At 74.4% G+C, this 25,614-nt stretch carries 30 protein-coding genes and 1 other RNA gene; 23 read left to right on the top strand and 8 right to left on the bottom strand.

The window, feature by feature from the left end:
- The first annotated feature begins 2 nt into the window (after positions 1–2).
- The 4 genes from MY520_RS12170 (at position 3) to MY520_RS12155 (ending at position 2,406) form a co-directional block, all read left to right on the top strand.
- Positions 3–593 carry an ester cyclase gene (locus tag MY520_RS12170; protein WP_436692363.1) on the top strand — a complete coding sequence of 197 codons (591 nt, stop codon included), beginning with the start codon at positions 3–5 and terminating at the stop codon, positions 591–593.
- Complete coding sequence (locus tag MY520_RS12165; RefSeq protein ID WP_436692362.1) at positions 590–1,228, top strand: superoxide dismutase family protein; 639 nt, start codon at positions 590–592, stop codon at positions 1,226–1,228. The genes MY520_RS12170 and MY520_RS12165 overlap by 4 nt, the downstream gene beginning before the upstream one ends.
- Before the next feature lie 114 nt (positions 1,229–1,342).
- A complete protein-coding gene (locus MY520_RS12160) occupies positions 1,343–1,822 on the top strand; it encodes a hypothetical protein (protein ID WP_436692361.1) in 480 nt (159 codons plus the stop codon).
- A 59-nt stretch (positions 1,823–1,881) separates the two neighbouring features.
- The gene (locus tag MY520_RS12155) at positions 1,882–2,406 is read left to right on the top strand and encodes a hypothetical protein (protein WP_436692360.1); all 525 of its coding nucleotides are present in this window, start codon (positions 1,882–1,884) and stop codon (positions 2,404–2,406) included.
- Between the two features lie 46 nt (positions 2,407–2,452).
- On the opposite strand, the gene MY520_RS12150 is transcribed toward MY520_RS12155, so the two are convergent.
- The 3 genes from MY520_RS12150 to clpS all read right to left on the bottom strand — a co-directional run bounded on the left by MY520_RS12150 (position 2,453) and on the right by clpS (position 4,605).
- Positions 2,453–3,502, bottom strand: coding sequence for a hypothetical protein (locus MY520_RS12150; protein WP_436692359.1), 1,050 nt, complete (start codon positions 3,500–3,502; stop codon positions 2,453–2,455).
- Positions 3,503–3,826: 324 nt separating this feature from the next.
- Entirely contained in the window at positions 3,827–4,321 is a 495-nt protein-coding gene (locus MY520_RS12145; RefSeq protein WP_436692358.1) for a DUF2017 family protein, read from the bottom strand.
- A complete protein-coding gene (gene clpS, locus MY520_RS12140) occupies positions 4,318–4,605 on the bottom strand; it encodes an ATP-dependent Clp protease adapter ClpS (protein ID WP_436692357.1) in 288 nt (95 codons plus the stop codon). The genes MY520_RS12145 and clpS overlap by 4 nt, the downstream gene beginning before the upstream one ends.
- Positions 4,606–4,715: 110 nt before the next feature.
- Here clpS and MY520_RS12135 point away from each other — a divergent pair, with 110 nt between their 5' ends.
- Both MY520_RS12135 and MY520_RS12130 read left to right on the top strand, forming a co-directional pair.
- The gene (locus MY520_RS12135; protein ID WP_436692356.1) at positions 4,716–5,780 is read left to right on the top strand and encodes a hypothetical protein; all 1,065 of its coding nucleotides are present in this window, start codon (positions 4,716–4,718) and stop codon (positions 5,778–5,780) included.
- 24 nt (positions 5,781–5,804) lie between these two features.
- Positions 5,805–6,842 (top strand): methyltransferase domain-containing protein, encoded by a 1,038-nt coding sequence (locus MY520_RS12130; RefSeq protein ID WP_436692437.1) that lies wholly within the window; start codon positions 5,805–5,807, stop codon positions 6,840–6,842.
- Here MY520_RS12130 and MY520_RS12125 read toward each other — a convergent pair.
- Positions 6,809–7,168 carry a nuclear transport factor 2 family protein gene (locus MY520_RS12125; RefSeq protein WP_436692355.1) on the bottom strand — a complete coding sequence of 120 codons (360 nt, stop codon included), beginning with the start codon at positions 7,166–7,168 and terminating at the stop codon, positions 6,809–6,811. The two genes, MY520_RS12130 and MY520_RS12125, sit on opposite strands and share 34 nt — an antisense overlap.
- 148 nt (positions 7,169–7,316) lie before the next feature.
- On the opposite strand from MY520_RS12125, the gene MY520_RS12120 reads away from it, so the two are divergent.
- The gene (locus tag MY520_RS12120) at positions 7,317–9,977 is read left to right on the top strand and encodes a putative bifunctional diguanylate cyclase/phosphodiesterase (RefSeq protein WP_436692354.1); all 2,661 of its coding nucleotides are present in this window, start codon (positions 7,317–7,319) and stop codon (positions 9,975–9,977) included.
- A 6-nt stretch (positions 9,978–9,983) separates the two neighbouring features.
- On the opposite strand, the gene MY520_RS12115 is transcribed toward MY520_RS12120, so the two are convergent.
- Complete coding sequence (locus tag MY520_RS12115) at positions 9,984–10,934, bottom strand: helix-turn-helix domain-containing protein (RefSeq protein ID WP_436692353.1); 951 nt, start codon at positions 10,932–10,934, stop codon at positions 9,984–9,986.
- 279 nt (positions 10,935–11,213) lie between these two features.
- On the opposite strand from MY520_RS12115, the gene MY520_RS12110 reads away from it, so the two are divergent.
- Both MY520_RS12110 and MY520_RS12105 read left to right on the top strand, forming a co-directional pair.
- Entirely contained in the window at positions 11,214–12,080 is an 867-nt protein-coding gene (locus MY520_RS12110) for an alpha/beta hydrolase (RefSeq protein ID WP_436692352.1), read from the top strand.
- Entirely contained in the window at positions 12,077–12,883 is an 807-nt protein-coding gene (locus MY520_RS12105) for an MBL fold metallo-hydrolase (protein WP_436692351.1), read from the top strand. The genes MY520_RS12110 and MY520_RS12105 overlap by 4 nt, the downstream gene beginning before the upstream one ends.
- Positions 12,884–12,892: 9 nt before the next feature.
- Here the strand turns inward: MY520_RS12105 and MY520_RS12100 are convergent, their stop codons facing one another.
- Positions 12,893–13,129, bottom strand: coding sequence for a hypothetical protein (locus tag MY520_RS12100; protein ID WP_436692350.1), 237 nt, complete (start codon positions 13,127–13,129; stop codon positions 12,893–12,895).
- 62 nt (positions 13,130–13,191) lie between these two features.
- Here MY520_RS12100 and cutA point away from each other — a divergent pair, with 62 nt between their 5' ends.
- Both cutA and MY520_RS12090 read left to right on the top strand, forming a co-directional pair.
- Positions 13,192–13,521 (top strand): divalent-cation tolerance protein CutA, encoded by a 330-nt coding sequence (cutA, locus tag MY520_RS12095; RefSeq protein ID WP_436692349.1) that lies wholly within the window; start codon positions 13,192–13,194, stop codon positions 13,519–13,521.
- Positions 13,522–13,620: 99 nt separating this feature from the next.
- Entirely contained in the window at positions 13,621–15,390 is a 1,770-nt protein-coding gene (locus MY520_RS12090; RefSeq protein WP_436692348.1) for a putative bifunctional diguanylate cyclase/phosphodiesterase, read from the top strand.
- 1 nt (position 15,391) lies between these two features.
- On the opposite strand, the gene MY520_RS12085 is transcribed toward MY520_RS12090, so the two are convergent.
- Entirely contained in the window at positions 15,392–15,679 is a 288-nt protein-coding gene (locus MY520_RS12085; RefSeq protein WP_436692347.1) for a DUF6343 family protein, read from the bottom strand.
- A 45-nt stretch (positions 15,680–15,724) separates the two neighbouring features.
- On the opposite strand from MY520_RS12085, the gene prfB reads away from it, so the two are divergent.
- The 7 genes from prfB to MY520_RS12050 all read left to right on the top strand — a co-directional run bounded on the left by prfB (position 15,725) and on the right by MY520_RS12050 (position 21,558).
- Complete coding sequence (gene prfB, locus MY520_RS12080) at positions 15,725–16,840, top strand: peptide chain release factor 2 (RefSeq protein ID WP_436692346.1); 1,116 nt, start codon at positions 15,725–15,727, stop codon at positions 16,838–16,840.
- 212 nt (positions 16,841–17,052) lie between these two features.
- The gene (gene ftsE, locus MY520_RS12075) at positions 17,053–17,742 is read left to right on the top strand and encodes a cell division ATP-binding protein FtsE (protein ID WP_436692345.1); all 690 of its coding nucleotides are present in this window, start codon (positions 17,053–17,055) and stop codon (positions 17,740–17,742) included.
- 81 nt (positions 17,743–17,823) lie between these two features.
- Positions 17,824–18,708: a permease-like cell division protein FtsX gene (gene ftsX, locus MY520_RS12070; RefSeq protein ID WP_436692344.1), complete on the top strand. Its 885-nt coding sequence runs from the start codon at positions 17,824–17,826 to the stop codon at positions 18,706–18,708.
- Positions 18,709–18,817: 109 nt separating this feature from the next.
- Complete coding sequence (gene smpB / locus MY520_RS12065; protein ID WP_436692343.1) at positions 18,818–19,294, top strand: SsrA-binding protein SmpB; 477 nt, start codon at positions 18,818–18,820, stop codon at positions 19,292–19,294.
- Entirely contained in the window at positions 19,294–20,217 is a 924-nt protein-coding gene (locus MY520_RS12060; RefSeq protein ID WP_436692342.1) for an NADP-dependent oxidoreductase, read from the top strand. The genes smpB and MY520_RS12060 overlap by 1 nt, the downstream gene beginning before the upstream one ends.
- Positions 20,218–20,296: 79 nt before the next feature.
- Positions 20,297–21,190, top strand: coding sequence for an amidohydrolase family protein (locus MY520_RS12055; protein ID WP_436692341.1), 894 nt, complete (start codon positions 20,297–20,299; stop codon positions 21,188–21,190).
- Entirely contained in the window at positions 21,190–21,558 is a 369-nt protein-coding gene (locus tag MY520_RS12050; protein WP_436692340.1) for a VOC family protein, read from the top strand. The genes MY520_RS12055 and MY520_RS12050 overlap by 1 nt, the downstream gene beginning before the upstream one ends.
- Positions 21,559–21,562: 4 nt before the next feature.
- On the opposite strand, the gene MY520_RS12045 is transcribed toward MY520_RS12050, so the two are convergent.
- On the bottom strand, positions 21,563–21,883 hold the full coding sequence (locus tag MY520_RS12045) for a GYD domain-containing protein (RefSeq protein ID WP_436692339.1): 321 nt from the start codon (positions 21,881–21,883) through the stop codon (positions 21,563–21,565).
- A 115-nt stretch (positions 21,884–21,998) separates the two neighbouring features.
- Between MY520_RS12045 and MY520_RS12040 the strand changes: the two genes are divergently transcribed.
- From MY520_RS12040 to ssrA, 5 genes are all read left to right on the top strand, one after another.
- Entirely contained in the window at positions 21,999–22,982 is a 984-nt protein-coding gene (locus MY520_RS12040; RefSeq protein WP_436692338.1) for a GNAT family N-acetyltransferase, read from the top strand.
- 11 nt (positions 22,983–22,993) lie between these two features.
- Positions 22,994–23,380 carry a protein-tyrosine phosphatase family protein gene (locus MY520_RS12035; protein WP_436692337.1) on the top strand — a complete coding sequence of 129 codons (387 nt, stop codon included), beginning with the start codon at positions 22,994–22,996 and terminating at the stop codon, positions 23,378–23,380.
- 50 nt (positions 23,381–23,430) lie between these two features.
- Positions 23,431–24,294 (top strand): SCO6745 family protein, encoded by an 864-nt coding sequence (locus tag MY520_RS12030; protein WP_436692336.1) that lies wholly within the window; start codon positions 23,431–23,433, stop codon positions 24,292–24,294.
- Positions 24,291–24,830 carry a carboxymuconolactone decarboxylase family protein gene (locus MY520_RS12025; protein WP_436692335.1) on the top strand — a complete coding sequence of 180 codons (540 nt, stop codon included), beginning with the start codon at positions 24,291–24,293 and terminating at the stop codon, positions 24,828–24,830. The genes MY520_RS12030 and MY520_RS12025 overlap by 4 nt, the downstream gene beginning before the upstream one ends.
- A gap of 237 nt (positions 24,831–25,067) precedes the next feature.
- Positions 25,068–25,442: a transfer-messenger RNA gene (gene ssrA, locus MY520_RS12020) on the top strand.
- Positions 25,443–25,614: the final 172 nt, after the last annotated feature.

Genomic DNA, 25,614 nt, shown 5'->3' with positions numbered 1-25,614 from the left:
CGATGTCGACGACCGAGCAGCGCAACCTCGACACCATGGCGGCGGTGGTCCCGTACTGGAACCGCCACGACGTCGCCGGGATCCTGTCGCACTACGACGACGAGATCACCTGGCACGACATGGCGATGGGCCGCACCCACCGCGGGAAGGCCGAGGTGGGGGCGGTCCTCCGGGCCCTCTTCGACGCCGTGCCCGACCTGCGGCTGGACCTCACCACGCGGCTGCCGCACGGGGACGGCGTCGCGGAGGAGTACACGCTGACCGGCACCCACCTGGGGACGCTGTTCGGCGTCCCGGCGACCGGTCGGCGCCTGCGGATCCAGGCGGTCAGCTTCGTCCGGATGCGGAACGGGCGGCTCGCCGAGGACAACTTCTACATCGACGTGGCCGGCGTCCTGGTCCAGATGGGCCTGCTCCCGCCGCTGACCCTCACCGAGACCCGGTGGGGGCGGGCGGGCCTGCGGATCGCGGTGTTCCTCCGGTTCCCGCGCCGCGCCCTGGCGACACGCCGGCCGTCCGGTGCAGGATCCCGCGGATCCAGCTCCGACCGCAGCCGGGCCGACGCCGGGCTGATCCTCAGGAGGTCCCGGTGAGGCGATCGTCTGCAATCCCGTTCCTGTCGTCGTGCGCGGTCCTGCTCGCCGTCACCGGCTGTGGGCGCTTCGAGGAGGCGCCGGCCGACGCCCGCGGCCAGGACGCCGCCGCGGCCGGGTCCGGGTCGGCCGCGGCCGGCGCGGGCGACCTGACCGCCGTCCTGCTGGACGCCGCGGGCGCGGAGGTCGGGACGGTGACCCTGTCGGAGGCCGGCTCGGGCACGCGGGTGTCGGTCGAGGCGACCGCACTCCCGCCGGGTTTCCACGGTTTCCACGTGCACGCCATCGGGGTGTGCGAACCCGGCAGCGTCAGCCCGACCGACCCGACGATGACGGGGGACTTCCTCTCGGCAGGGGGACACCTCGGCGCCGCGGACGCCGACCACGGGCAGCACGCCGGGGACCTCCCCAGCCTGTTCATCGGGCAGTCGGGGACCGGTGACCTCACGGCCGTCACCGACGCGTTCACCCTGGCCGAGCTCACCGACGACGATGGCAGCGCCGTCATGGTGCACGCGGGCCCGGACAACTTCGCGAACATCCCGGAGCGCTACGCCCCTGCCGGAGCCGACCAGACGACGCGGGGCACCGGCGACGCCGGCGGGCGCATCGCCTGCGGCCGGGTCGAGGGCTGACCCGGGGAGCCGGGCGGCGCGGCGACGACGCCGGCACGCGTGATCGCAGCCGGCACCGCTGACGGGCGCGCAGCGGAGCAGGCCTGTCGACTGCGGAGGGGAACGGGATGCGTCGTGACCGATGAGGTGGCCCAACTCGCCTATGGCGAGGCGCGTGCTGCGCTACGTGAACAGGACGCGACCCTGGCAAATCTCCGGAACAGAGCCACTGCTCTCCTCGCAGCGGCTGCCGTGGGAACGTCCTTCGCGGCCGCTGTCGGCCTGCTCAACACCGATCCTGACCGCGGGCGCGTCTTCCCCCTGTGGGCCGGCTGGACTCTGCTGGTGCTGGTGGTCCTCGTGGGAGCCGGGGTGATGGTCGTTCTGTGGCCGGCGCCGGGCTGGAAGTTCGGACCGAGTCCGGACAAGCTGCTCGGCAGCGTCGGAACCGATCTCGGTGGCGTTCTGCGGGCCGCTACGACGGCCATGATCGCGGCAGTGGGGTCGAACGACGGACTGCTCAAGCGGCGGATGGATGCGTATCGCGTCAGCGTGATCATGCTGATGGCGCAGGTGGCTCTGCTCGTGCTCATCATGATCGTGGCCGGGGGGTGACGGGTGTGACGAGCGCGGGCGGACTCGACGAGGGGGAGGGGTCGGGTCAAGGCGACTGGATGCGCAGCGGCCTGAACACTGCTGCGCCGCAGGCGTCGCGGTCGCGCGGCCTCCTGTACGGCGGGGTCGTCGTCGCCGGCGTCGCCGCAGCGGCCGTCGTCCTGGGGTCGACCGGAGGTGACGCCGATCCCAGCGCAACTGCTCAACCGCCACCGACGTCGACACTCCCGGATGCCTTCCCGATGCCGGCGGAGGCCGGCGCGGATGATCCAGCTCCGCAGCCTCTCCCACCTCCGTCCGGGCCGCACTGGTCGATCTCCCCCGACGCGGTACCGATCGGAGGGAGTTGGACCTTTCACGGCTCTGGATTCCGGCCAGGGGAGATCGTCGAACTGCAGGCGTCCGGTGCGGTGTTGGGCATCGACCAGGCCGACGGTCTCGGGGTCGTGCAGTACAGGTCCGATCCGGTGGATGCCGAGCAGTGCGACTGGTCGCCGCTGGTCGTCGATGTCGTGCGCAGCAGCCCTGATGCCGATGAGGGCGAGTCGTTGGGTACGGCATCGGTCCGCCTGTGCTCCCCGTGACGCGTCCGGGTCGTGCCCTCCCGGTGCTCCTCCCGCGGGAGCTCGCTCAGTGGCCGCCGCCGGGAAGGCTCGGGCGGCTGCGTGAGAGGTTGATGTTGCAGCCGATGTAACCGCCACCGCACAGCTTCAGGGTGTTCGCGGTGTACCCCAGGATGCCGGCTCGCGGATCGGCGGCCCGGCAGAGGCGCGTCGACAGGCTCAGGTCGAAACCGGCGCCGCACTCCACGCGCTGGCCGAACTTCTCGCCGAGCTTCTTCGCCGCCTCCTCGGCGGCCGCGGCTGCGACACCGAAGGGTCCCAGGTACTTCTTGACGTCGATGAGCCCGATGATCTCGAGGTCTGCGTAGCCCTCGGCCGGGTGCGGTGTGAACAGCAGTCCGATCTCCAACCCGCCCTTGGCGAAACGGACCCGCTCGCCGGGGACGATGACGACGGGGAACAGCGCGACCCCGCCGCCGACATCGGCCGACACCCGCCCATGGGGCTCCTGCGGGCTCGCGCACCGACCCGGGGTGAGCAGGGCGCCCACGTTGCCGACGTTGAGCCTCAGTTCGGCGAAGGTGTAGCCGCCGTACCAGCCGTACGGGGTCTTGTAGCCCGCGCCGGCCCAGGCCCATCCGGTGAGGTCGACGTTGCCCGTCATGAAGTCGTAGCAGAGCTGGACGGAGGCGACGAGGCCACCCTCCGGGTGGAAGGCGGAGGTCCCCGAGCCGTCTCGCTGCACCGTCACCGCACCCGTGCGCTGGAGCGGCGCTCGCACCGAGGCGGGGGCCCCGCCGCCGCTCACGGTCACCGGGTGAACGGTCTGCGCGGCCGGTCCCAGTTCCGCGATCAGGGAGTCGACCTGCGCCTTGAGCTGCGCCAGGTCGAGAGGGAGTTGCGTCGGCGCCCCGGCGACTCCTCCCGGCGTGGTCGGCGCCCCGCCGACGTCGCGCTGGACCGTTCCCGACGTCGCCTGCGCCGGCGGTCCCGCTGTCGGCCGGGCACCGGCGTCGACGTGGCACGGGCACTGCCCGGGAGGCGTGTCCTCGCGTCGTCGGACCGCGCGGTCCCGGGCGACAGCGGCATTGCCGAGGCTGCGGTGCAGTGCTGTCACCGCGTCCCGCCTGCCGACCGTCGGCACGCTCCCGGTCACACGTGCCCGCGGAACCCGCACCCCGTGGCCGGGCACCCGGCTGCGCCCGGACGGCGATCGGTGCACCACCGCTGGCGGCTGGTCGACCGAGACCACGTGCATCGCCACACCCACCCCCACGTCACGGTGCGCGGTCGACCCCCGGCTTCCCAGCGTCGCGCCTCGTGAGCAGGACGGCAATGGCCGTTCGGCATCGCAGGGAACCCCCGGCGTCACGGCCGCCGCCGCACACCGGCGCACCGCGGCCGGTGCTCGCGGGGCGGACCCGGTCGTGCGGGACGAGCGTCAGTGGCGGGGGCGGCCGGCGGCGAGGGCGTCGACCAGCGAGCCCTGCAGGCCGGTGAGCCAGTAGTAGACGGCGAGCTGCTGGCCCTCCTCGGAGGCGAGGTCCTCGGGCGGCTCGGTGTCCTCGGTGATGTCCAGCCTGGTGCCGAGGGCCAGCCGCAGGTCGTTGCTGGTGCGCAGCCAGGCGCCGGCCTGGTCGGGGTCCAGCCGCACCTGTCCGCCGTCGGGCGGCAGGGTGGCCCGCACGATGGCGAGGTCGTCGGCCTTGCCCGACCGCAGCGCCGACTCGGTCATCTCCCGGAAGTCCGCCGCCAGCTCCGGGTCGCCGCGGTGGCCGTCGGGCAGCAGCCGGGTGACGACGGGGTCGCCCCGGACGTCGTCGGCGTCGGCGGCCAGCAACTGCTCGAGCTGGTCGAGCAGGAGGGCGACGATCCGGGCCTCGGCCGACTCCAGCCGCGCCACCACGTCCGCGCCCTTGCGCTTGAACGGTCTCACGAGTCGCGCTGGAAGCTGGCCCACAGCCCGTAGGCGTGCAGCCGGCTCGTGTCGTGCTCCATGCGCTCCCGCGGACCGGAGCTGACGATCGCCTTGCCCTCGTGGTGCACCTGCAGCATCAGCGTCGTCGCCGTCGGCTCGTCGTAGCCGAACAGCTCCTGCAGCACGAAGGTCACGTACGTCATGAGGTTGACCGGGTCGTTCCAGACGATGGTCACCCACGGGCGGTCGAGGTCGCTCCGCTCCTCGACGGTGGTCTCCGGAGTCGCGAGAGGTCCGGCCACCCCTCCACTTTACGGCGCGCCACCAGCGGCGGGGACCACTGCGGGACAGTGACGGGCTGGTGACGGCGCGGTCCCTAGCCTGCGACGCCGGAACCGGCGGGAGGGGACCCATGCCAGGCTTCGAGGTGCGCCAGAAGAAGGTCCGGCGCGTGTGGGTCCCGCAGGTGGCAGTCGACGTCGAGGCGCTCCGGATCCGGGTGAACGTCCACGGGACCCGGGACCTGACCCCGGCCCAGCGAGAGCTGCTCGCGGGCGTGCGCATGCACCTCGACAAGGCCTGGAACGCCGCGTTCCGCATCGACCCGCTGCCGCGACGGCTGGCGAACTGGTGGCGCGGGACGCTGGTGGAGACCGCCTACCGGCACATGCACGCCGCTGAGGTGCTGCTGCTGGACCTGGCCGGCGAGGACGAACTGCACGCGGAGATCCGCCCCGCCGTCGCCCGGGCCAACGCCGCCCTGAACCGGGAGGACCCGCGGCAGCGCACGGTCGAGGAGTTCCGGAAGTACCAGTCCGCCGACAAGCTGCGGCCCCGGCTGCGCAGCGTCGTGCGGGACAGCTACGCGGCCCTCGACGCCCGGCACACCCAACTGCGCAGCTTCCGCAACATCCTGCTGATGTCGGCGGTGTCGATCACGGTGCTCATGGTCGTGGCCATGGTGGCCATCTCGAGGGCCCCGGAGGTGCTGCCGCTCTGCTTCCCGCGCGAGTTGGTGGACACCAGTTCCGGGGCCGTGGTCACCACCCAGGCCGGCGTCAACTGCCCCACGCGGTCGGCGACCGACGACCCCAGTGGCGGGGACGTCCTCGTCGTCGCCCTCCTGGGACTGCTGGGCGGCGCGCTCGCCGCGGCCATGTCGATCCGCAACCTGAAGGGGACGACGTCGCCGTACGACGTGCCGGTGGCCCTGGCCATGCTGAAGGTCCCGCTGGGGTCCTTCACCGCACTCCTGGGCCTGGTGGCCATCCGCGGGGACTTCGTCCCGGGCCTGTCCGCGCTCGACTCCCAGGTCCAGATCCTCGCCTACGCGCTGGTGTTCGGGTTCGCCCAGCAGGTGCTCACCCGGCTGCTCGACCAGCGGGCGCAGACACTGCTCGAGGGACTGCCCAGCAAGGACCTGACGGAGCGGGTGCCGCTGCCACCCCCGGCGCGACCGGAGGTGTCCACGGCCTGAGACCAGGAGGAGACCGTGCCGAGGATGATCAGCGCCCGCGCCACGTGGCGGCTCGTGCGCGCCGGGAACCTGCCCGCACGGCTCCGCGCGACCCGGGACGGGCAGACCGCCGTCCGGCTGCAGATCGTCGGCGCCGCCCTGGACACCGGCGTCCTCGACGCCCTCGCCGAGCGGCCGGCGACGACCGCGGACCTCGCCGCCCGGACCGGCGCCACCGACACCGCCCTGCTGGCCGCCTTCCTCCGCGTCCTCGAGGCGGCGGGCCTGGCCGAAGGGCGGGCGGGCACCTGGCGCCTGGGCAAGCAGGGCCGCGTCGTCCTCGACGACGACGTCGTGCGCGCCTCGTACGAGGCGTTCGCCGGCTTCCACACCGATCTCTACCGCGACCTGCGGCCCCAGCTGGCCGGCGGCCCGGCGCGTCGCGACGTCACCGAGCGGGGCGGGGTCATCGCGCGCATCTCCGCGGCCCTCGAGCCGTTCATCGAGGAGGTGCTCACCCGCACGGTCGCCGAGCTCCGGCCGGAGCGGGTCCTCGACGTCGGGTGCGGCGCGGGACTGCAGCTGGCCGCCGTGCTCGACGCCGCTCCGGGCGCCCGGGGCATCGGTGTCGACACCGACGAGCCGGCCGTCGCGATCGCCCGGCAGACCCTCGAGCGGCGCGGCCTCGCCGGCCGGGCGACGGTCCTGCACGGCGACGTCCGGGAGCAGCAGCTCGACCCCGTCGACCTCGCCCTGCTGGCCAACGTCGTCTACTACCTCCCCCTCGGCGAGCGCGTCGCGTTCCTCCGCGACATCGGCCGGCTGCTGGCCCCCGGCGGCGCGCTGGTGGTGGTCACCACCGCGGCCACGCCGCACCTGATCAGCCGGCACTTCGACCTGCTCCTGCGCGCCCAGGAGGGGGCGATGGAGCTGCCGGACACCGCCGAGCTGGTCACCCAGCTGACCGCGGCCGGCCTGCGCCCGGGGGAGCCCGAGCGCATCCCCCCCGGCGCCCCGATCGTCGCGGTGGTGGCGACGCGGCCGGCCGGTCAGACGGAGGAGGGGTCCAGCTCCACGGTGTAGGACGTGATGGCCGCGACGACGCCGTCCCGGAACTCGTAGACGTCGCAGGAGGACACCACGCTCACCCCGCCCTCGGCGTCCACGTACCGGCCCACGGCGTCGACCGCGGCGGCGTCCCCGTCCGCGACGACGACGAAGCGGAGGAACTCCGTCCGCGTCGTCGCCAGCTCGGCCAGCGTGGCCTCGCACGCGTCGACGACGGCCTGGCGACCGGTGAGCACCCCCGCGCCGACCGAGGTCCACCGGACGTCGGCGTCCAGTGCGTCGTAGGCGTCGCGGAAGCGGTGCCCGGAGAAGGCCTCGACGGTCTGCCGGGGAGCGGCCACGGGAGCGGTCCTCTCGGTCGGACGGACAGGAACGGGAGAGCGCAGTCAACCGCAACCCGTGGCTCACCCGCAGGGGTGAGCAGCCGTACAGCGCGTCCGCCGTGCCGTCGATGCCGTTCGCGACAGATCCGGACAGAGGCGGTGTCGCGTGGACCCAGGAGTGCCCCAGCGGTGGAGTCGGCTCAGGCCGGTCGCCACGGGCTGGCTGGTGCTGGTGGCCGCCGCCCTCGCCGTCCACGCCGCCGTGCACGGCACGCCGACCGCGGACCGGGTCTACCTCGCCGTGATGTGGGCGGCCGCGGCCGGCGCCTGGTGGGGGGCGTTCCGGCAGGGCCTCCGCGCCCCGGCCGTGCTCGTCGCCCTCGGCGTCACCCTGACCGCCGTCGGCGACGTGTTCTGGTTCCTGCAGACGTGGGCCGGTCAGGCCCCCGACGTCTCGATCGCCGACGCCATCTACATCGGCGGCTACGTCGCCCTCGGCCTGGGGCTCTGGCGCATGGCCGACACCCGCGGCCGCACCCGCGGCCAGCAGCTGGACGGCTGGCTCGACGGCGCCGGCGTCTTCGTCGCGGTGCTCATCCTCGTCTGGCAACTCTCGGTGGCCGGCACGGTCACCGACACCACCCTGCCGGTCCTCACCCGCTCGGTCTGGGCGCTCTACCCGGCCCTCGACGCCGCCGTCATCGGGCTGGTGTTCCGGCTGGTGGCCACCCGGACCCGCGGCGAGCGCGCACCCCTCGCCGTCGCCGTGGGCGCGGGCTGCTGGCTCGCCTCCGACCTGGGCTTCCTGCTCCTCGCCGACCCCGATCCGGTCAGCGTGTGGTTCGACACCGGCTGGCTGGCCGGGGCCGTCCTGCTCGCGGTGGCCGCCGGCTCCGGCGGCTCCGCGACGCGCAGCGACGCCGGCGAGGCGGTGCCGGGCCTGGCCCGGCTGGCCGTCAGCCTCGGCGCGCTGCTGGTCCCCGCCGGGCTCGAGGTGCTGCGGGGGGTCACCGGCGCGGCGGGCGCCCCCCTCACCGTCTTCGGCGGGACCCTCGTGCTCGCCGGGCTCGTCTTCCTCCGCACCGCCCGCGTGCTGCGTGCCGAAGCCGCCGCCCGCGCCCTCGTCGGCACCCAGCAGCGGCACAGCGCGGCCCTGGCCCGGCACTCCTCCGACGCGATCGCCGTCCTCGACGAGGACGGCCGGCTGCTCAGCGACCCCGCCTGGCTGGCCGCGCTGCTCGGGGGCACGGCGCCGAGGAACAGCCGTGAGCTGGTCGACCTCTGCGGCATCGACCGGGAGCAGGCGCAGGCCGTGCTGGCCCGCTGCCACCAGGCCGGCGGCACCGTCGTGGAGGCCGAGCTGACCGCCGTCCGTGACGACGAGCTGCGCTGGATCGGCGTCCGGCTGGTCGACCTGCGCACCGACCCCGACGTCGGCGGCACCGTCGCCCACCTCACCGACATCACCGACCGCAAGCGCGCCGAGCAGGCGCTGGCCCACCAGGCCACCCACGACACCCTCACCGGGCTGGCCAACCGCGCCCTCTTCGCCGACCGCGTCGACCAGGCGCTGCGGCGCCGGGCCCGCGGCGGCCCGTCGGGTGCGGTCGTCTTCATCGACCTCGACGGGTTCAAGGCGGTCAACGACAGCCTCGGCCACCAGGCCGGCGACGCGCTGCTGATCACGGTCGCCGACCGGCTGCGGTCGGCGGTGCGCGCCGGCGACACGGTCGCGCGGCTCGGCGGCGACGAGTTCGCCGTCCTGGTCGAGCAGGCCGACGACGGGACCGACGAGGTCGGCGCCACCGCCGCCCGCGTCCTCGACGTCCTCGGCCGGCCGATGCACCTGGCCGGCCAGCGCGTGGCGATCAGCGGCAGCGTCGGCATCGCCGTCGCCCACGACGGGGCGACCGCCGAGTCCCTCGTGCGGGACGCCGACATCGCGATGTACGCGGCCAAGGTCGCCGGCCGCGGCCGCTCGGTGGTCTTCGACCCGGCGATGCGCGCCGCCGCCCTCGAGCGCCGCCGGCTGGAGCAGGAGCTGACCGGCGCCCTGGCCGCCGACCAGTTCCGGCTGGTCTACCAGCCCGTCGTCGACCTGGCCGACGAGCGCGTGGTGGGCTTCGAGGCCCTGCTGCGCTGGGAGTCGCCCACGCTGGGCGCCGTCGCGCACAACGACTTCGTGCCGGTCGCCGAGGAGCTCGGCCTGATCGGGGACATCGGTGCCTGGGTGCTGCGCGAGGCCTGCCGGACGGCGGCCGCCTGGCGCCGTGAGCACGCCGGTGCCGCGGACACCACGATGGCGGTCAACGTCTCCGCGGTGCAGCTGGCGTCGGCCGACCTGCTCGACCACGTGCGCGCGGCGCTGGCGGCGAGCGGGCTGCCGGCCGAGGCGCTGGTGCTCGAGGTGACCGAGACGGCGCTGGTCGACGACCCCGAGCGGGCCGCGGAGTCCCTCGTCGCGCTCCGCGAGCTCGGTGTCCGGATGGCGCTCGACGACTTCGGCACCGGCTACTCGTCGCTGGGCTACCTCCGGCAGTTCACCGTCGACGTGCTCAAGGTCGACCGGTCCTTCGTCGCCACCATCGCCGACGACGGCGAGGTGCCGGCGATCGTGCGCGGGCTCATCGACCTCGGCCGGGCCCTCGACCTGGAGGTCGTCGCCGAGGGCGTGGAGACCGCCGCCCAGCGGGACCTGCTCGCCGCGGGCCGCTGCGACCGCGCCCAGGGCTACCTGTTCGCCCGGCCGCTGGAGGCCACGGACGCCGAGCTGCTGCTGCTCGGCCAGCGGCCCGGCACCCCCGCCACCGGGCGCGCGCGCTCCTGACGCCGCTCAGCCGCCCGGCTGCTGCTGCCACTCCCGCGGCGTCACGCCGTAGGCCGCGCGGAACCGCCGGGTGAAGTGGCTCGGGTCGGCGAACCCGCAGGCCCGCGCCGTCGCCGCGATCGGCCGCCGGCGGCCCACCGGTGAGAGCAGCTCGGTCCGCGCCAGCTCCAGCCGCTGCCCGATCAGCTCCTGCTCGAGGCTCACGCCGGCGCGGGCGAGGGCCTTGTACAGCTGCCGGACCGAGACGTTGTGCGCCGCGGCGACGCGCTCCGGCGTGAGCGCCGGCTCGGCCAGGTGCGCCCGGACGTAGGCCCGCACCCGGGTCACCAGCGTCTCGGCCCGCACCGTGGCGACCAACCCGTCCGGCGCCCCCGCCGACACCAGCAGCGCCCGCACCAGCTCGGTCGTCGCCGTGCCCAGGGCGGCGGCGCCGGGGTCGCCGGCGACCCGGTCGGCGTCGCGGGCCATCCGCAGCAGGTGGTCGCGGACCAGGTCGTGCAGCGGGCTGGCGGCCAGCCGGGGCGCGGCCCCCCGGACGACGCCGGCCGGCAGCCCCAGCTGGTCGTGGGACACCTGGAACGCCCGCGAGCCGCCGCTGCCCGACCAGGCGAACGCGTACGGCGCGGCCAGGTCGTTGACCATCAGCTCGCCGGGCCGCACCAGCCGGTCGGCGCCGAACTGGCTGAACCGGCCCACCCCGCTGGACTGCACGGCCAGCGCCACGACCGGGGGGCTCTCCATCCGCACGTGCCGCGGGGTGCGGAGCAGCCGGAAGCCCGAGGAGTCGGTGGTGAACAGGTTCGCCCGCCCGTAGTGCCACAGGTGCATGCGGGTGCGGACCGCCCCGGCCGGGCCCAGGTGCTCGATCCGGCACGGCACCGACGCCTGGCCGAACGCGGCCCGGAAGGCGTCCACCCGGTGCTCGGGCGGCAGGGCGGCGGTGTCCAGGAGCAACATCGCGGACCCCCTCGGAGCGCGAGGACGGAGCCGACGGACCTCGTCGTGCGTCGTGCCCGGAGACGTGCGGGGCCGAGTCTTGCAGCCCGGGGCCCCGGCGCAGAAGGGCCGCGGGCCGGACGCGGCGTGCAGACAGGGACCAGAGGTGTGCAGCGAGGGGCCAGCACCCACCGCACCCCGCTGCCAGGCTCCGCGGAGAACGGAGCCGACACCATCCGACGGGAGTTCCGATGCGCACGTCCACCGCCGACCCGCTCGCGCGCGGCTGAGGGGACCGAGATGACCGACATCCCGAGCCAGCGCGGCGCCGCGACCCCCGCCCCCGGGGCGCCCGACACGATCGTCCTCGTCCACGGCTTCTGGGTGACCCCGCGCAGCTGGGAGAACTGGAAGGCCCACTACGAGGCCCGCGGCTACCGGGTGCTCGCTCCCGCCTACCCCGGCTTCGAGGTCGAGGTGGAGGCCCTCAACGCCGATCCCACCCCGATCGCCGACATCACCCTGCCGCAGATCATCGCGCACCTGGAGTCGGTGGTCCGGGAGCTGGACCGGCCGCCGATCCTCATCGGGCACTCCGCCGGCGGCACGCTGGTGCAGATCCTGCTCGACCGCGGGCTGGGAGCGGTCGGCGTCGTCCTCAACTCCGCGCCGACCGAGGGCGTCAAGGTGCTGCCGCTGTCGCAGCTGCGGGCGACGTTCGTCGCGTTCAAGAACCCGGCCAACCGGCACCGCGCCGTGCCGCTCACCTGGCCGCAGTGGCACTACGCGTTCACGAACACCTTCAGCGAGGAGGAGTCGCGGGCGCTGTACGAGCGGTACGCCATCCCGGCGTCCGGCCGGATCCTCTGGAACACGGTGCTGGCCAACGTCATGCCCGGCCCGCAGGACGCCGCGGTCGACTACGCCAACGAGGCCCGGCCGCCGCTGCTGTTCGTCTCCGGCGGCGAGGACCACATCATGCCGCCGAGCGTGCAGCGGTCGAACGTGAAGCACTACGAGGCCGGCATCGTCGAGCACCGGGACTACCCGGGCTACGCGCACCTGCTGCCCGCGCAGGAGGGCTGGGAGGAGATCGCCGACGTCGTGCTGGACTGGGCGGTCGGCCACGCCCGGGGGAGCCGGCCCGAGGTCGCGGGCGCCCAGTGACCGCCGGGCCGGCGGACACCGTCCGGCTCACCCACGTCGGCGGGCCGACGGTGCTCGTCGAGGTGGGTGGCTGGCGGCTGCTCACCGACCCGACGTTCGACCCGCCGGGCCGGCGGTACACCTTCGGCTGGGGCAGCTCCAGCCGCAAGGTGGGCGGCCCGGCGGTCACCGTCGCCGACCTACCCCCGGTGGACGCCGTCCTGCTCAGCCACGACCACCACGGCGACAACCTCGACGACGCCGGCCGTGCGCTGCTGCCCGCGGCCGGCACCGTGGTGACCACCGCCTCCGGCGCCCGCCGGCTGGGCGACGGGGCGGTGGGGCTGCGGCCGTGGGGGACGACGGAGCTGCGCGCGCCCGGCCGCCCGACGATCGAGGTGACAGCGACTCCGGCGCGGCACGGCCCGCCGCTGAGCCGGCCGATCGGCGGGGAGGTCACCGGCTTCGCGCTGCGCTGGGCCGGTCAGGCCGACGGCGTGCTGTGGATCTCCGGCGACACCGTGCTCTTCGACGGCGTCCGCCGGGTCGGGGAGCGGTTCGCCGTCGGCACCGCCCTCCTGCACCTCGGCGGGGTGCGCTTCCCCGTCACCGGGCCGGTGCGGTGGTCGATGACCGCCCGCGCAGCCGCCCGGCTGTGCCGGGTGCTCCGCCCGCGCACCGCCGTCCCGGTGCACTACGAGGGCTGGTCGCACTTCCGGCAGGACCGGGCGGCGGCCGAGCGGCAGCTGGCCGCCGAGCCGCCGGAGGTCCGGGACCGCTTCCGCTGGCTGACGATCGGCGAGCCGGTGGAGCTGCCGGCCTGAGCCGGCCGGTCAGGCGCCGCGCTGCGACTCCGCCTGCACCACCCCGCGCAGGGCCGTGACCAGCTCCGCGTCCGCGGTGTCCCCGCGCTCGAGCGCCTCCCGCGCCGGGGCCGAGAACAGCCCGGTGTCCACCGTGTCCAGCCAGGTGACCCCGCCGTCCACCCGGCGGCCCACCCGCAGGTCGCCGCCCTCCCGGCGCAGCACGTACTCCTCGCTGTCGAGCCGGATCGTCACGTCGTCGCCCATGCCGGTTCCCTACCCAGCGCGGCACCCGGTCCACCCCTGCCCGGCGGGGAGAGGATGGGCGCGTGGAGGAGTGCTGCGAGGTGGTGGTCACCGGCGCCGACGCCGAGTGGCTGGGCGGGTACACCCGCACCCTCGTGGAGGAGCGGCTGGCCGCCTGCGGTCACCAGCTCGCCGCCGTCCGGTCGGTGTACCGGTGGGAGGGCGCGGTGCACGACGTGCCGGAGGTGCGGGTCGCGCTGCACACCCGCCGGTCGCTGGTGCCGGCGATCGTCGCCCGCACGGCCGAGCTGCACCCCTACGACGTGCCCTGCGTGATCGCCCTCCCGGTGCTGGACGGCAACCCCGACTATCTGAGGTGGATCGTCGGGGAGACGAGGGATCCGGAGCGCTGACGGCGGGGGGCGGCGCGGACCGGCCGCGACCGGGCAGGGACGATGGGGTCCACGACCGGGCCGCCAACGGGGGGCGGCCCGACGAGGGCGGGAGCGTGCATGGCCGGAGTGCAGGGGCGGGTCGACCTGCCACTGGACGTCCGCCGCCGCGTGGCAGGGGCGGAGGGTTCCGCCGTCGCCGTCGAGGCGGTGCTCGACGCGCTGCCCTCGCCGACCCTGCTCATCGACGCCCAGGGCCGGGTGCTGCTCGCGAACACCGCGTGGCAGGCCGCGGCCACCGTGCTCGACGACGACCGCGTGCGGGTCGGCGTCGGCGGCGACTACTTCGCGATGGCCCGGCGGCTGAGCAGCGACGGCAGCACGATGACCCTCGTCGAGCGGCTGCGGGCGCTCTCCCGCGGCGAGTGCTCCTCGGTGCAGGCCGACTACGCCCTCGAGCACACCGGCGGCACGCGCTGGTTCCACCTGCAGGCCTCCCGCGTCGACCAGGCCGGTCAGGTGGTGGTCACCCACACCGACGTCACCTCGCGGGTGCACGCCGAGCGGGCCTCGGACTGGCGGGCCCGCCACGACACCCTCACCGAGCTGCCCAACCGCGCGCACCTGCACGAGCTCATCGACGCCGAGCTGCAGCGGGCCGAGCGCGGCCCGGTCTCGGTGCTCTTCCTCGACGTCGACGGGTTCAAGGACGTCAACGACTCCCTCGGCCACGACGCCGGCGACGACCTGCTGCGCCAGATCGCCGGGCGGCTCACCGGCTCCACCCGCGGCGGCGACACCGTCGGCCGGCTGGGCGGCGACGAGTTCGTCGTCCTCTGCCGGGACTGCGACACCGACGGCGCGGAGGTGCTGGCCGACCGCTGCCGCGCCAGCATCGACCGGCCCTTCGACCTCGGCGGCCGGATGGTGCGGCTCGGGGCCAGCATCGGGATCGCCACCGCCCGGGACGCGCAGGCGCCGCCGGTGCGCTCCACCGACCTGGTCCGGGACGCCGACCTGGCGATGTACGCGGCGAAGGCGGCCGGCCGCAACCGGGTCCGGCTGTTCACCGCCGACCTCCGCGCCGCGGCCCAGCGCAAGGCCACCTTCGCCGCGGAGCTGCGCGAGGCCGTCCTCGACGACCAGCTGGTGCTGCACTACCAGCCGGTCCTGCAGCTGCCCTCGCTGCGGTGCAGCGGGGTGGAGGCGCTGGTCCGCTGGCAGCACCCCAAGCGCGGGCTGCTGGCCCCGGCCGAGTTCCTGCCCACCGCTGCGCAGCACGACCTCATGACGCCGATCGCCCGCTGGGTGCTGCGGGAGGCCACGGCCCGGACCGCGGCCTGGGCGCGCGCGGGGCTGCACCTGATCACCTCGGTGAACATCAGCGCCAGCCACTTCTCCACCGGCACCCTCGTCCGCGACGTGCACGACGCGCTGACCCAGGCGGGACTGCCGCCCGAGCAGCTGGTCATCGAGCTGACCGAGACCTCCGTCGCCGAGGACGCCAAGCGCGCCGCCGCCCAGTTCGCCCAGCTGCGCCGCTCCGGGGTCGAGGTCTCCATCGACGACTTCGGCAGCGGCTTCTCCTCGCTCGGCCAGCTGGTCTCCCTGCCGACCGGGATCCTGAAGATCGACCGCAGCCTCGTCGCGTTCCCGGAGGGGCGCCGCAGCCAGGCGGCCGCGGCGATCGCCGCCGTCGTCGCGCTCGGCCGGGCCTGCGGGGTGCGCAGCCTCGCCGAGGGCGTGGAGACCGCCGAGCAGCTCGCGCTGGCCACCGAGCTCGGCTGCACCTTCGCGCAGGGCTTCCACATCGCCCGGCCGATGCCGGCCGACGAGGTCGCGGGCTGGCTGGCCGACCACCCCGAGCACCGGCCGGCGCCCGCGCCGTGACTCAGCCGGGCTCGCCGCGGGCCTTGCGGCGGGCCACCACCCCGAGGTCGACGAGCGCGACCGCGGCGAGCACGAACAGCACGACGGCCGCCCACACCGGCAGGCCGGCGGCCAGCCACAGGATCCCGCCGCCGACGCAGACGACGAGCCCGAAGGCGGCCAGGACCAGCCGCAGGGTGAGCGCCGACTGCGCCGGCGCCGCGCCACCGATGCCGGCCGTCGGGTCGTGGTGGTCGGGCAGGCCGCGCTCGTAGTCCTCCCGCGACCGGGGTCGACGGGGTTCCTCCATGCCGGGACACCTACCCCTGCCCGGAGCGCACTACCCTGGGTCGACGTGGCCGCTGACTTCTCCGTCGTCCTGGACGAACTCGACACGACCCTCACGTCGATCGAGGCTGTCCTCGACGTCGACCGGCTGCGCCGGGAGGTCGCCGAACTCGAGCAGCAGGCCGCCGCGCCCGACCTGTGGAACGACGTCGAGGCCGCGCAGGCGGTGACCTCCAAGCTCTCCTACCTGCAGGGCGACCTGCGCCGGGTCGAGGAGCTGCGCAGCCGGCTCGACGACGTCGGGCTGCTGCACGAGATGGCCGCCGAGGAGGGCGACGACGCCACGACCGCCGAGACCGAGCGGGAGCTGGAGACCCTGCGCAAGGCGATCGACGAGCTCGAGGTCCGCACGCTGCTGTCGGGCGAGTACGACTCCCGCGAGGCGCTGGTGACCATCCGCTCCGAGGCCGGCGGTGTCGACGCCGCGGACTTCGCCGAGATGCTCATGCGCATGTACCTGCGCTGGGCCGAGCGGCACAAGTACACCGTCGAGCTGTACGACGTCAGCTACGCGGAGGAGGCGGGCATCAAGTCGGCCACCTTCGCGGTCAAGCAGCCCTACGCCTACGGCACCCTGTCGGTCGAGCAGGGCACCCACCGGCTGGTCCGGATCTCGCCGTTCGACAACCAGGGCCGCCGACAGACGTCGTTCGCCGGGGTCGAGGTGCTCCCGGTCGTCGAGCAGACCGACCACGTGGAGATCCCGGAGAACGAGATGCGGATCGACGTCTTCCGCTCGTCCGGCCCGGGTGGGCAGAGCGTCAACACCACCGACTCCGCCGTCCGGATCACCCACCTGCCCACCGGCATCGTCGTCTCCTGCCAGAACGAGAAGAGCCAGATCCAGAACCGCGCGGCGGCGCTCCGCGTCCTCCAGGCGCGGCTGCTGGCGGTGCGCCAGGCCGAGCAGCGCGCCGAGATGGACGCGCTGAAGGGCGAGGGCGGCAGCAGTTGGGGCAACCAGATGCGCTCCTACGTGCTGCACCCGTACCAGATGGTCAAGGACCTGCGGACCGAGCAGGAGACCGGGAACACGACCGCCGTCCTGGACGGCGACATCGACGCCTTCATCGAGGCGGGCATCCGGTGGCGGCGTCAGCAGGAGACCGTCGCCGCCGGCTGAGAGAGGCCCCCCTGGCGGGGAGTTCGCGGCACTCCGTCGCACCGGGCGTCCCGTTCGTCACACCCGACTCCCGGCGAGTCGGGGAATACGCCACGCTGGGTGAGCGGGGACCTGCGACGTCCGGGGACCCGTCACGCAGCGCGAGAACGGTACCGGGGCGTCTCGTGGCGAACGACCGATGATGCGCCTCGGGGAAGGTACCGTGGCCCCTCGTGATCGAATTGCAACACGTCACCAAGCTCTACCCGGCCAGCGGCCGGCCGGCCCTCGATGACGTGTCGACGGAGATCGACAAGGGGGAGTTCGTCTTCCTCATCGGCTCGTCCGGTTCGGGCAAGTCGACCTTCCTGCGGCTGCTGCTGAAGGAGGACGACCCCACCTCGGGCACCGTCACGGTCAACGGCAAGACGCTCAACGGCATGAGCAAGTGGCAGGTGCCGAAGCTGCGCCGCACGATGGGCTGCGTCTTCCAGGACTTCCGCCTCCTGCGCAACCGCACGGTGGCCCAGAACGTGGCCTTCGCGCTGGAGGTCATCAACAAGCCGCAGCGCACCATCAAGCGCGTCGTCCCCGAGGTGCTGGAGATGGTGGGCCTCGAGGGCAAGGCCAACCGGCTGCCCGGCGAGCTCTCCGGCGGCGAGCAGCAGCGCGTCGCCATCGCCCGCGCGTTCGTCAACCGGCCGCTGGTGCTGCTGGCCGACGAGCCCACCGGCAACCTCGACCCCGAGACCAGCGAGGGGATCATGCTCCTGCTGGAGCGGATCAACCGCACCGGCACCACGGTGATCATGGCGACGCACGACTACCACATCGTCGACTCCATGCGCCGTCGCGTCATCGAGCTCAACGGGGGAGTCATCACCCGCGACCAGTCGCGCGGTGTGTACGGCGTCGGCCGCTAGCCCGCCCGCCGGCCCGCACCGGGTCCGGCCGCCGTCCGCGGGTCGCTGACCCCCGCCAGCTGACATCCAGACAGGGAATCCATGCGCGTCAACTTCGTGCTCTCCGAGGTGGCCACCGGGCTGCGTCGCAACCTCACCATGACGGTCGCGATGATCCTGACCACGGCCATCTCGCTCGGCCTCATGGGCACCGGCCTGCTCATCGCCGGGATGATCTCCGACATGAAGGAGATCTACTACGACAAGGTGCAGGTCTCCATCTTCCTGGCCGACGACGTCACCGACGAGCAGCGCAGCGACATCGAGAGCCGGCTGTCCTCCTCCGACGAGGTGGCCAACTTCATCTACGAGTCCAAGGACGAGGCCTACCAGCGCTTCCAGCAGCAGTTCAGCCAGCAGCCGGAGCTCGTGCAGAACACCCCGCCGGACGCCCTGCCGGAGAGCTTCCGCGTGGAGCTGGTCAACCCGGAGCGCTACGAGGTCATCGCCGCGGAGTTCCCGAACGCGCAGAACGGCGTGGACCAGGTCCGCGACGAGGGCGACTTCCTCGACCGGCTGTTCAGCCTGCTCAACGGTGCGCGCAACGCGACGATCGCGGTCGCCGTCGTGCAGGCCCTGGCCGCGTTGCTGCTGATCTCCAACACGATCCAGCTGGCGGCGTTCAACCGGCGCAACGAGACCAACATCATGCGGCTGGTCGGCGCCTCCCGCTGGTACACCCAGCTGCCGTTCATCCTCGAGGCCGCGCTGGCCGGGCTGATCGGTGCGCTGCTCGCCGTCGGCGGCCTGGTGCTCACGAAGGTGCTCTTCGTCGACAAGACGCTGGCCGGGCCGATCAAGGCCGGCATCATCCCGCCGGTCGACTGGGGGGCGATCGCCTTCATCAGCCCGATCATCGCCGCCGCCGGTGTGGGCCTGGCCGCGATCGCCGCCTACGTGACGCTGCGCCTGTACGTGCGCCTGTAGCCGCACCTCTCCTCCCTCCCCGAGACCTGCGATCTCGTGGCCATCAGCGCGCGATGGCCACGAGATCGCAGGTCTCGGCGCAAGTGGGGGAGGCCAGTAACCTGGGGGGATGCCGCGAGAACAGGGGCGGAAGCTCATCGCCCAGAACAAGAAGGCGCGGCACGACTACTCGATCCTCGACACGTACGAGGTGGGCCTCGTGCTCACCGGCACCGAGGTGAAGAGCCTGCGTGCCGGCCGTGCCTCCCTCGTCGACGGGTTCGCCACGGTGGACGGCGGCGAGGTGTGGCTGCAGCACGTCCACATCCCCGAGTACACCCAGGGCACGTGGACCAACCACGCCCCGCGCCGCAAGCGCAAGGTGCTCATGCACCGCGCCGAGATCGACAAGCTGATCGGCAAGACCAAGGAGGGCGGCCTGACCCTCGTCCCGCTCGACCTGTACTTCAAGGACGGCAAGGTCAAGGCCACCCTCGCGCTCGCCAAGGGCAAGAAGTCCTACGACAAGCGGCAGGACCTGGCCGAGCGGGACTCCCGCCGCGAGATCCAGAAGGCGTTCGGCCGGTACGTCAAGGGCCGCCGCTGATGCGGGGTGCCGCCTACGACCGGTTCGGTGACGTCGACGTCCTGACCGTGCGGGACGACCTGCCCGAGCCGCCGGTCGGGCCGGACACCGTGCTGGTGCGGGTGCACGCGGCCGGGGTGAACCCGGTCGACCTGGCGATCCGGCGGGGCCTCCTGGCCGGCGCCTACCCGCACCACTTCCCGATCGTGCCGGGCTGGGAGCTGTCCGGGGTGGTGGAGGCCGTCGGCCCCGCGGTGGTGGACCTCGGCCCCGGTGACGAGGTCTTCGGCTACGTCCGGCGGGACGACGTCCAGTGGGGCGCCATGGCCGAGCTCGTGCCCGCCCCGCAGCGCTGCCTGGCGCACAAGCCGGCGTCGCTGTCCTTCGCCGAGGCCGGGGCGCTGCCGCTGGCCGGGCTGACCGCCTACCAGGCGCTCACCGAGGTGCTCGACGTGCACGAGGGCGAGCGGGTGCTGGTGCACCGCGCCGCGGGCGGGGTCGGCTTCAACGCCGTGCAGATCGCCGTCGCCCTCGGGGCGCACGTGGTCGGCACCGCGAGCCCGCGCAACCACGGCTTCCTGCGCGACGCCGGGGCGGCCGAGGTGCTCGACTACTCGGCCGGGCCGATCAGCGCGCAGCTGTCCGAGCCGGTGGACGCCGTCCTCGACCTCGTCGGGGGCGACACCCTGGCCGACACCCCGAAGCAGGTGCGCGACGTGGGCCGCGTCGTCAGCGTCGTCGACCCGGCGGTCAACGGGATGGGCGGCCGATACGTCTTCGTCCGGCCCGACGCCCACGACCTGGAGGAGCTGGGCCGCATGGCCGACGCCGGCCAGCTGCGGGTGCCGATCGCCCGGGCGTTCCCGCTGGAGCAGGTGGCCGAGGCGCAGGCCCTGGTCGGCGAGGGGCACGTGCGCGGCAAGGTCGTCGTCACGCTGCGATGACGACGCCCGAGCGAGCATCGCAGGGAGCGCCAGCGACCGAGGAGCGGAACGAGGGCGGAGTCGAGCCGAGGGTGCTCCGATGACGGTCGCGCCGCCGTCCGACGACGAGGACGTCCCGCGCTACTGGCGCGAGCTCGGGCTGCCCGGGCTGGTCGACGTGCACGTGCACTTCCTGCCGGAGCGGGTGCAGGCCAAGGTGTGGGCCTACTTCGAGGCGGCCGAGACGCACTACGGCTCGGCCTGGCCGATCCGGTACCCGCTGCCCGACGACGAGCGGCTCGCCCTCCTCGAGCGGCTCGGCGTCCGGGCCTTCCCGACGCTGCCCTACCCGCACAAGGCCGGCATGGCCGCCTGGCTCAACGACTGGTCGGCGGAGTTCGCGGCGGCGCACCCGCGGGTGCTGCGGTCGGCGACGTTCTTCCCCGAGCCCGAGGCTCCGCACTACGTGGCCGAGGCGCTGGACCGCGGCGCCCGGGTCTTCAAGGTGCACGTGCAGGTCGGCGGGTTCGACCCGCGGCACCCGCTGCTGGACCCGGTCTGGGGCCGGCTCGAGGAGACCGGCACGCCGGTGGTCATCCACTGCGGTTCGGGTCCGCTGGCCGGCGCGCACACCGGGCCGGAGCCCATGACGGGGCTGCTCGAGCGGTACCCGCGGCTGCAGCTGGTGATCGCCCACCTCGGCATGCCCGAGTACCGGGAGTTCCTCGACCTCGCCGAGCGGTACGAGCGGGTGCACCTGGACACCACGATGTTCGCCACCGACTTCACCGAGCGGCTGATGCCCTTCGACCCCGCCGACCGGCCGCGCCTGGCCGCGCTGCGGGACAAGGTGCTGCTCGGCAGCGACTTCCCGTCGATCCCGTACCCCTACGCCCACCAGCTCGCGGCGCTGCACCGGCTGGAGCTGGGGGAGGAGTGGCTGCGCGCGGTCCTCTGGGGCAACGGGGCCCGCCTGTTCGGGGTGGAGGGCTGATGCCCGGCTTCCGGCTCACCGCCACGGTGCTCGACACCCCCGACCCGCAGGGCCTGGCCCGCTTCTACCAGCGGCTGCTCGGCTGGGCGATCGTCGACGACGACCCGGAGTGGGTCACCCTCCGCCCGGCGGACGGCGGCCCGGGGCTGTCCTTCCAGCGGGAGGAGGCGCACGTCCCGCCGGTCTGGCCGGCCGGCGCCGGCGACCCGCGGATGCAGCTGCACCTCGACATCGCCGTCGACGACCTGGCCGCCGCGGTGGGGGACGCGGTCGCCGCGGGGGCCAGGCTCGCGGAGTTCCAGCCGCAGGACCACGTCCGGGTGTGCCTCGACCCGGCCGGCCACCCGTTCTGCCTCTACCTGCCCTGAGGGCTCACCGCGGCCCCGCGTTGTAGTGCGGGTGCAGCGTCGCGGCGCGGTCCAGTTCCGCCGGGCTCAGCAGGACGACGGTGCGCACCGAGGCCACCCCGCCGCCGCTGATGGTGAGCGAGAGCGCGGCGGCCGAGGCGGCGTCGGGCAGCTCGACGATCGAGTAGACGTCGTCGACGCCGAGGGCGAAGTCGAAGGTCTCCAGCCGCCCGTGCAGGTCGAGGACGGCGTGCTCGAACACGCTCCGGCGCGCCGTTCCGCCGCCGGCCATCACCGCCCGCGCGCCCTGCTGGGAGTACGTGGCGATGACGAGGAACCGGGGCACGGGGCCCTCCTCTCGGCCGGCTCCTGCGATGCTGGCGGCGCGCGGCACCCGGCCGCAACCCCCGGCGCCGGAACCCGGTCGCCCGCGACCCCCCGCCGTCCCTACGCTGCGCCCCGTGCCGCTGCTGCCCGACGGGTTGACCGCCCGCCCCCTGACCCTCGACGACGCCGCGGCGGCGGCCGAGCTGCTCGCCGCCGCGGAGCCGGTCGACGACACCGGGGAGCACGAGGACGCCGACGACCTCGTCGAGTGGTGGAGCGGCGGGCTCGTGGACCTGCCGCGGGACGGGCGGGCGGTCTGCGCCGAGGACGGCCGGCTGGTCGGCTGGGCGACCGCGATCGCCAGCCGCGGCGCCCGCGACGCGTTCCGGGTCTGGCTGGAGGGTCGGGTGCACCCGGACCGGCGGGGGCGGGGGGTCGGCGCGTGGCTGCTGGACTGGCAGGCCGAGCGGGGCGCGGAGCACCACGCGCGGCTGGAGCCGGCCTCCCCGGCGGAGCTCGACGTCACCGTGCACCCGTCGATGAGCTCGCTCGAGCGACTCGTGCGGGCGCGGGGCTACCGGCCCGAGCGGTACTACGCGGTCATGCGCCGTCCGCTCACCGAGGTGCCCGAACCGCGGCCCGGCGAGGGCGTGCGGCTGGTCCCGTTCACCTGGGACCGCGACGACGAGGTGCGCCGGGCCCACAACGCGTCGTTCACCGAGCACCACGGCTCGGCCGAGCGCGACGAGGTCGCCTGGCGGGCCTGGTTCACCGGGCAGAAGGCGTTCCGGCCGGACCTCTCCGTCCTGGCCCTGGTCGACGGCGCGGTCGCCGGCTACGCGCTGGCCTACGTGTACGAGGCCGACACCCGGGCCACCGGCGTGCAGGAGAGCCGGCTGGGCCAGGTCGGTGTCCTGCCCGGCGCCCGCGGTCGGGGGACCGCGACCGCGACGATCGCCGCGGCGCTGCGCGCGGCGGCCGCCGCAGGCTGCACGCGGGCCTCGCTCGACGTCGACACGGAGAACACCACCGGCGCGTTCGGGCTCTACGAGCGGGTCGGCTTCCGCACCGACCGCTCCTGGACCTCCTGGGCGCTGACCCTCCCGCCGGTGGCGTGACCGACGGCGGCGTGACCCTGCCCTCGGGCGTCCGCGTGCGGGGGCGGCGGTTGAGCGCTCCCGCGACGCCGGTCGACTTCGCCCTCGTGCTCGGCACCGGACCGCTGCCGGCCTGGCCCGCGCGGCGGGTGCGGTGGCCGGACTTCTGGGTGCCGCTGGACAGCGCCGACACGCTCGACGCGCTGGGCGAGGCGCTGCGACGGGCGCGCGGCGGGGAGCGGGTCGAGGTGACCTGCCGGGGCGGGGTCGGGCGCACCGGCACCGCGCTGGCCGCGCTCGCCGTGCTCGACGGGCTGCCGGCCGAGGACGCCGTCGGGTGGGTGCGCGCGGCGTACCACCCCCGCGCGGTCGAGACGCCGTGGCAGCGCCGCTGGCTCCGCACGCTGCCAACCCCCTGAGGGCCATTGTGGCCACTTCGGTCCCTCGGGGCCTCGCTACTGTGCGGCGCATGGTCAGCGCCGATCCGAGGGACGTCGCCCGCGCGCACCGCGCCGTCGAGCCACTGCACAGCCACGCCTACTTCGCACCCGAGCAGGAGGAGCACCTCACCGCCGTGGGCCTGCGACCCGGGCGGATGTGCTACTTCGCCGGCCGGGCGGCGCCGATGGGGGCGGTCGGCCCGGGCCTGGTGACGGCGACCTTCTACAACTTCTCCCCGGCGATCGTGGCCCGGCACCTCCCGCGGGCCTGGACCCTCGCGAGCCCCGGGCAGGTCGTCGAGGCCCGTCGCGAGGCCGCGCGGACCTCGCTCACCCGGCTGCTCGGCGGGGCCGAGGCGGCAACCGCGCCGGAGGTGGCCGAGCTGGCCGGACTGCTGCGCGAGGCGTGCGGCGTCCTGACCCCCGAGGGCCGGCCCATCTACGCCGGACACGCGGAGCTGCCGTGGCCCGAGGACCCGGTGCTGTCGCTGTGGCACGGCGCCACGCTGCTGCGCGAGCACCGCGGCGACGGGCACGTCGCCTGCCTGCTCCGGCACGGGCTCTCCGGCCTCGAGGCGCTGGTCAGCCACACGGTGACCGGGCGCGGGTTCACCGAGCCGGCGGCCAAGGCGACCCGCGGCTGGAGCGACGAGGAGTGGGCCGCGGCCCGCGCCGGGCTCGCCGACCGCGGGCTGCTCGGCGAGGACGGGCTCACCGACGCCGGCCGGGAGCTGCGGGCGGCGGTCGAGACCGGGACCGACGAGCTGGCGGCCGCGCCGTGGCAGCACCTCGGCGCCGAGCGGACCGCGCGGGTCATCGAGCTGGGCCGCCAGCTCTCCGGCCGGCTGGTGGCCGACGGCGCCTTCCCGCCCGGCCTCTTCGCCGCCGCGTGACCGGCACGCCGCGGCTGCCCGAGGCCGCCGACGAGGGGCCGACCGCCGATCTGCTGCGGATCCGCCGCGGCGGCCGGCTGTCGCCCCTGGACCGGCTGCTGCTGCACAGCCCACCGGTGGCCGAGGGGTGGAACGCGATGCTCGGCGCGCTGCGCACCGGCACCACGCTGCCCGGGGACGTGCGCGAGCTGGTCGTCCTGCGGGTCGCCGTCCTCAACGACGCCGCCTTCGAGTGGGCCGCCCACGAACCGATCGGCCGCCGCGAGGGGCTCGCCGAGCTGCAGCTGCACGTGCTGCGCCGGCCCGATCCCCGCAGCGAGCGGGTGTGGACGCCGCTGCAGGCCGCCGTCCTCGCCTTCACCGACGCCGCCACCCGGGACGTCGCCGTCCCGGACGCGGTGTTCGACGCCGTCCGGGCGCACCTCGACGACCGGCAGGTGGTCGAGCTGACGGCGCTGGTCGCCGGCTACGCGATGGTGTCCCGGTTCCTCGTCGCGCTGCAGGTCCCGCCGCCGGACGGAGAGGTCGCCGGATAGCGCTCGCGTTCCACGTGGTCGGCCGCGGTGGTGGTGCCGATCATCATCCCGGTGGCGATGGCCGCGGGGATCAACCCGTTCGTGCCCGCGCTGGCGGCGACGTTCGCCGCCTCGTTCGGGTTCATGCTGCCGGTGTCGCCCGGCAAGAACCCCATGATCAACGGGGTGGGGGACGACGGCGCGCGGCGGGGAACAACCGGCTTGCCGGTGCCGTTAGGCTGTCTGCACAACTACACAGGGGGTGAATGGTCTCGACTTCGGTCGTGTGGCCAGGGGAAGCGAGCCGAGGAAGGCAACGATGATCTCGTTAACCATCCGTTGCACACCAACAAGTGCCGCTCCTAAGCAGCACGAGCTCGCCCTCGCTGCCTGACAGCAGCTAGGCGACTCTGTCAGCCCGGGTTCGTCATCGGCCCGGATCCTGGCATCAGCTAGATGACTCACTGCGCGCACCGGTCGCGGGTACGCGTAGGACACCCAACAGCGACTGGGCCCGTCACACCGACTTGTCTGCATGATCGGTGGGGCCGAGCAGAGGCGAGGCAGACTGCGCTCGGAGAAGCCCTGGACGTACGTCGGAGGACGCGGGTTCGATTCCCGCCACCTCCACCCCGGGGTGCTGGCGAAATGCCGGCCCCCTAGTTGGCGAAAAGCCGGGGCCACCGCGAACAGCGGTGGCCCCGGCTTCGTCGTCTGCGGCTCACTTGGGCGCGAGCGCCTTAAAGATCGTTTCTGAATGACCTCGGCGCGCCTGCTTCGAGCTTCGGCGGGTGGTGGCGACCCT

It is taken from the genome of Geodermatophilus sp. CPCC 205506 (assembly GCF_051383635.1).
Taxonomy (GTDB): domain Bacteria; phylum Actinomycetota; class Actinomycetes; order Mycobacteriales; family Geodermatophilaceae; genus Geodermatophilus.
This window is presented reverse-complemented; position numbering and strand designations above follow the sequence as displayed.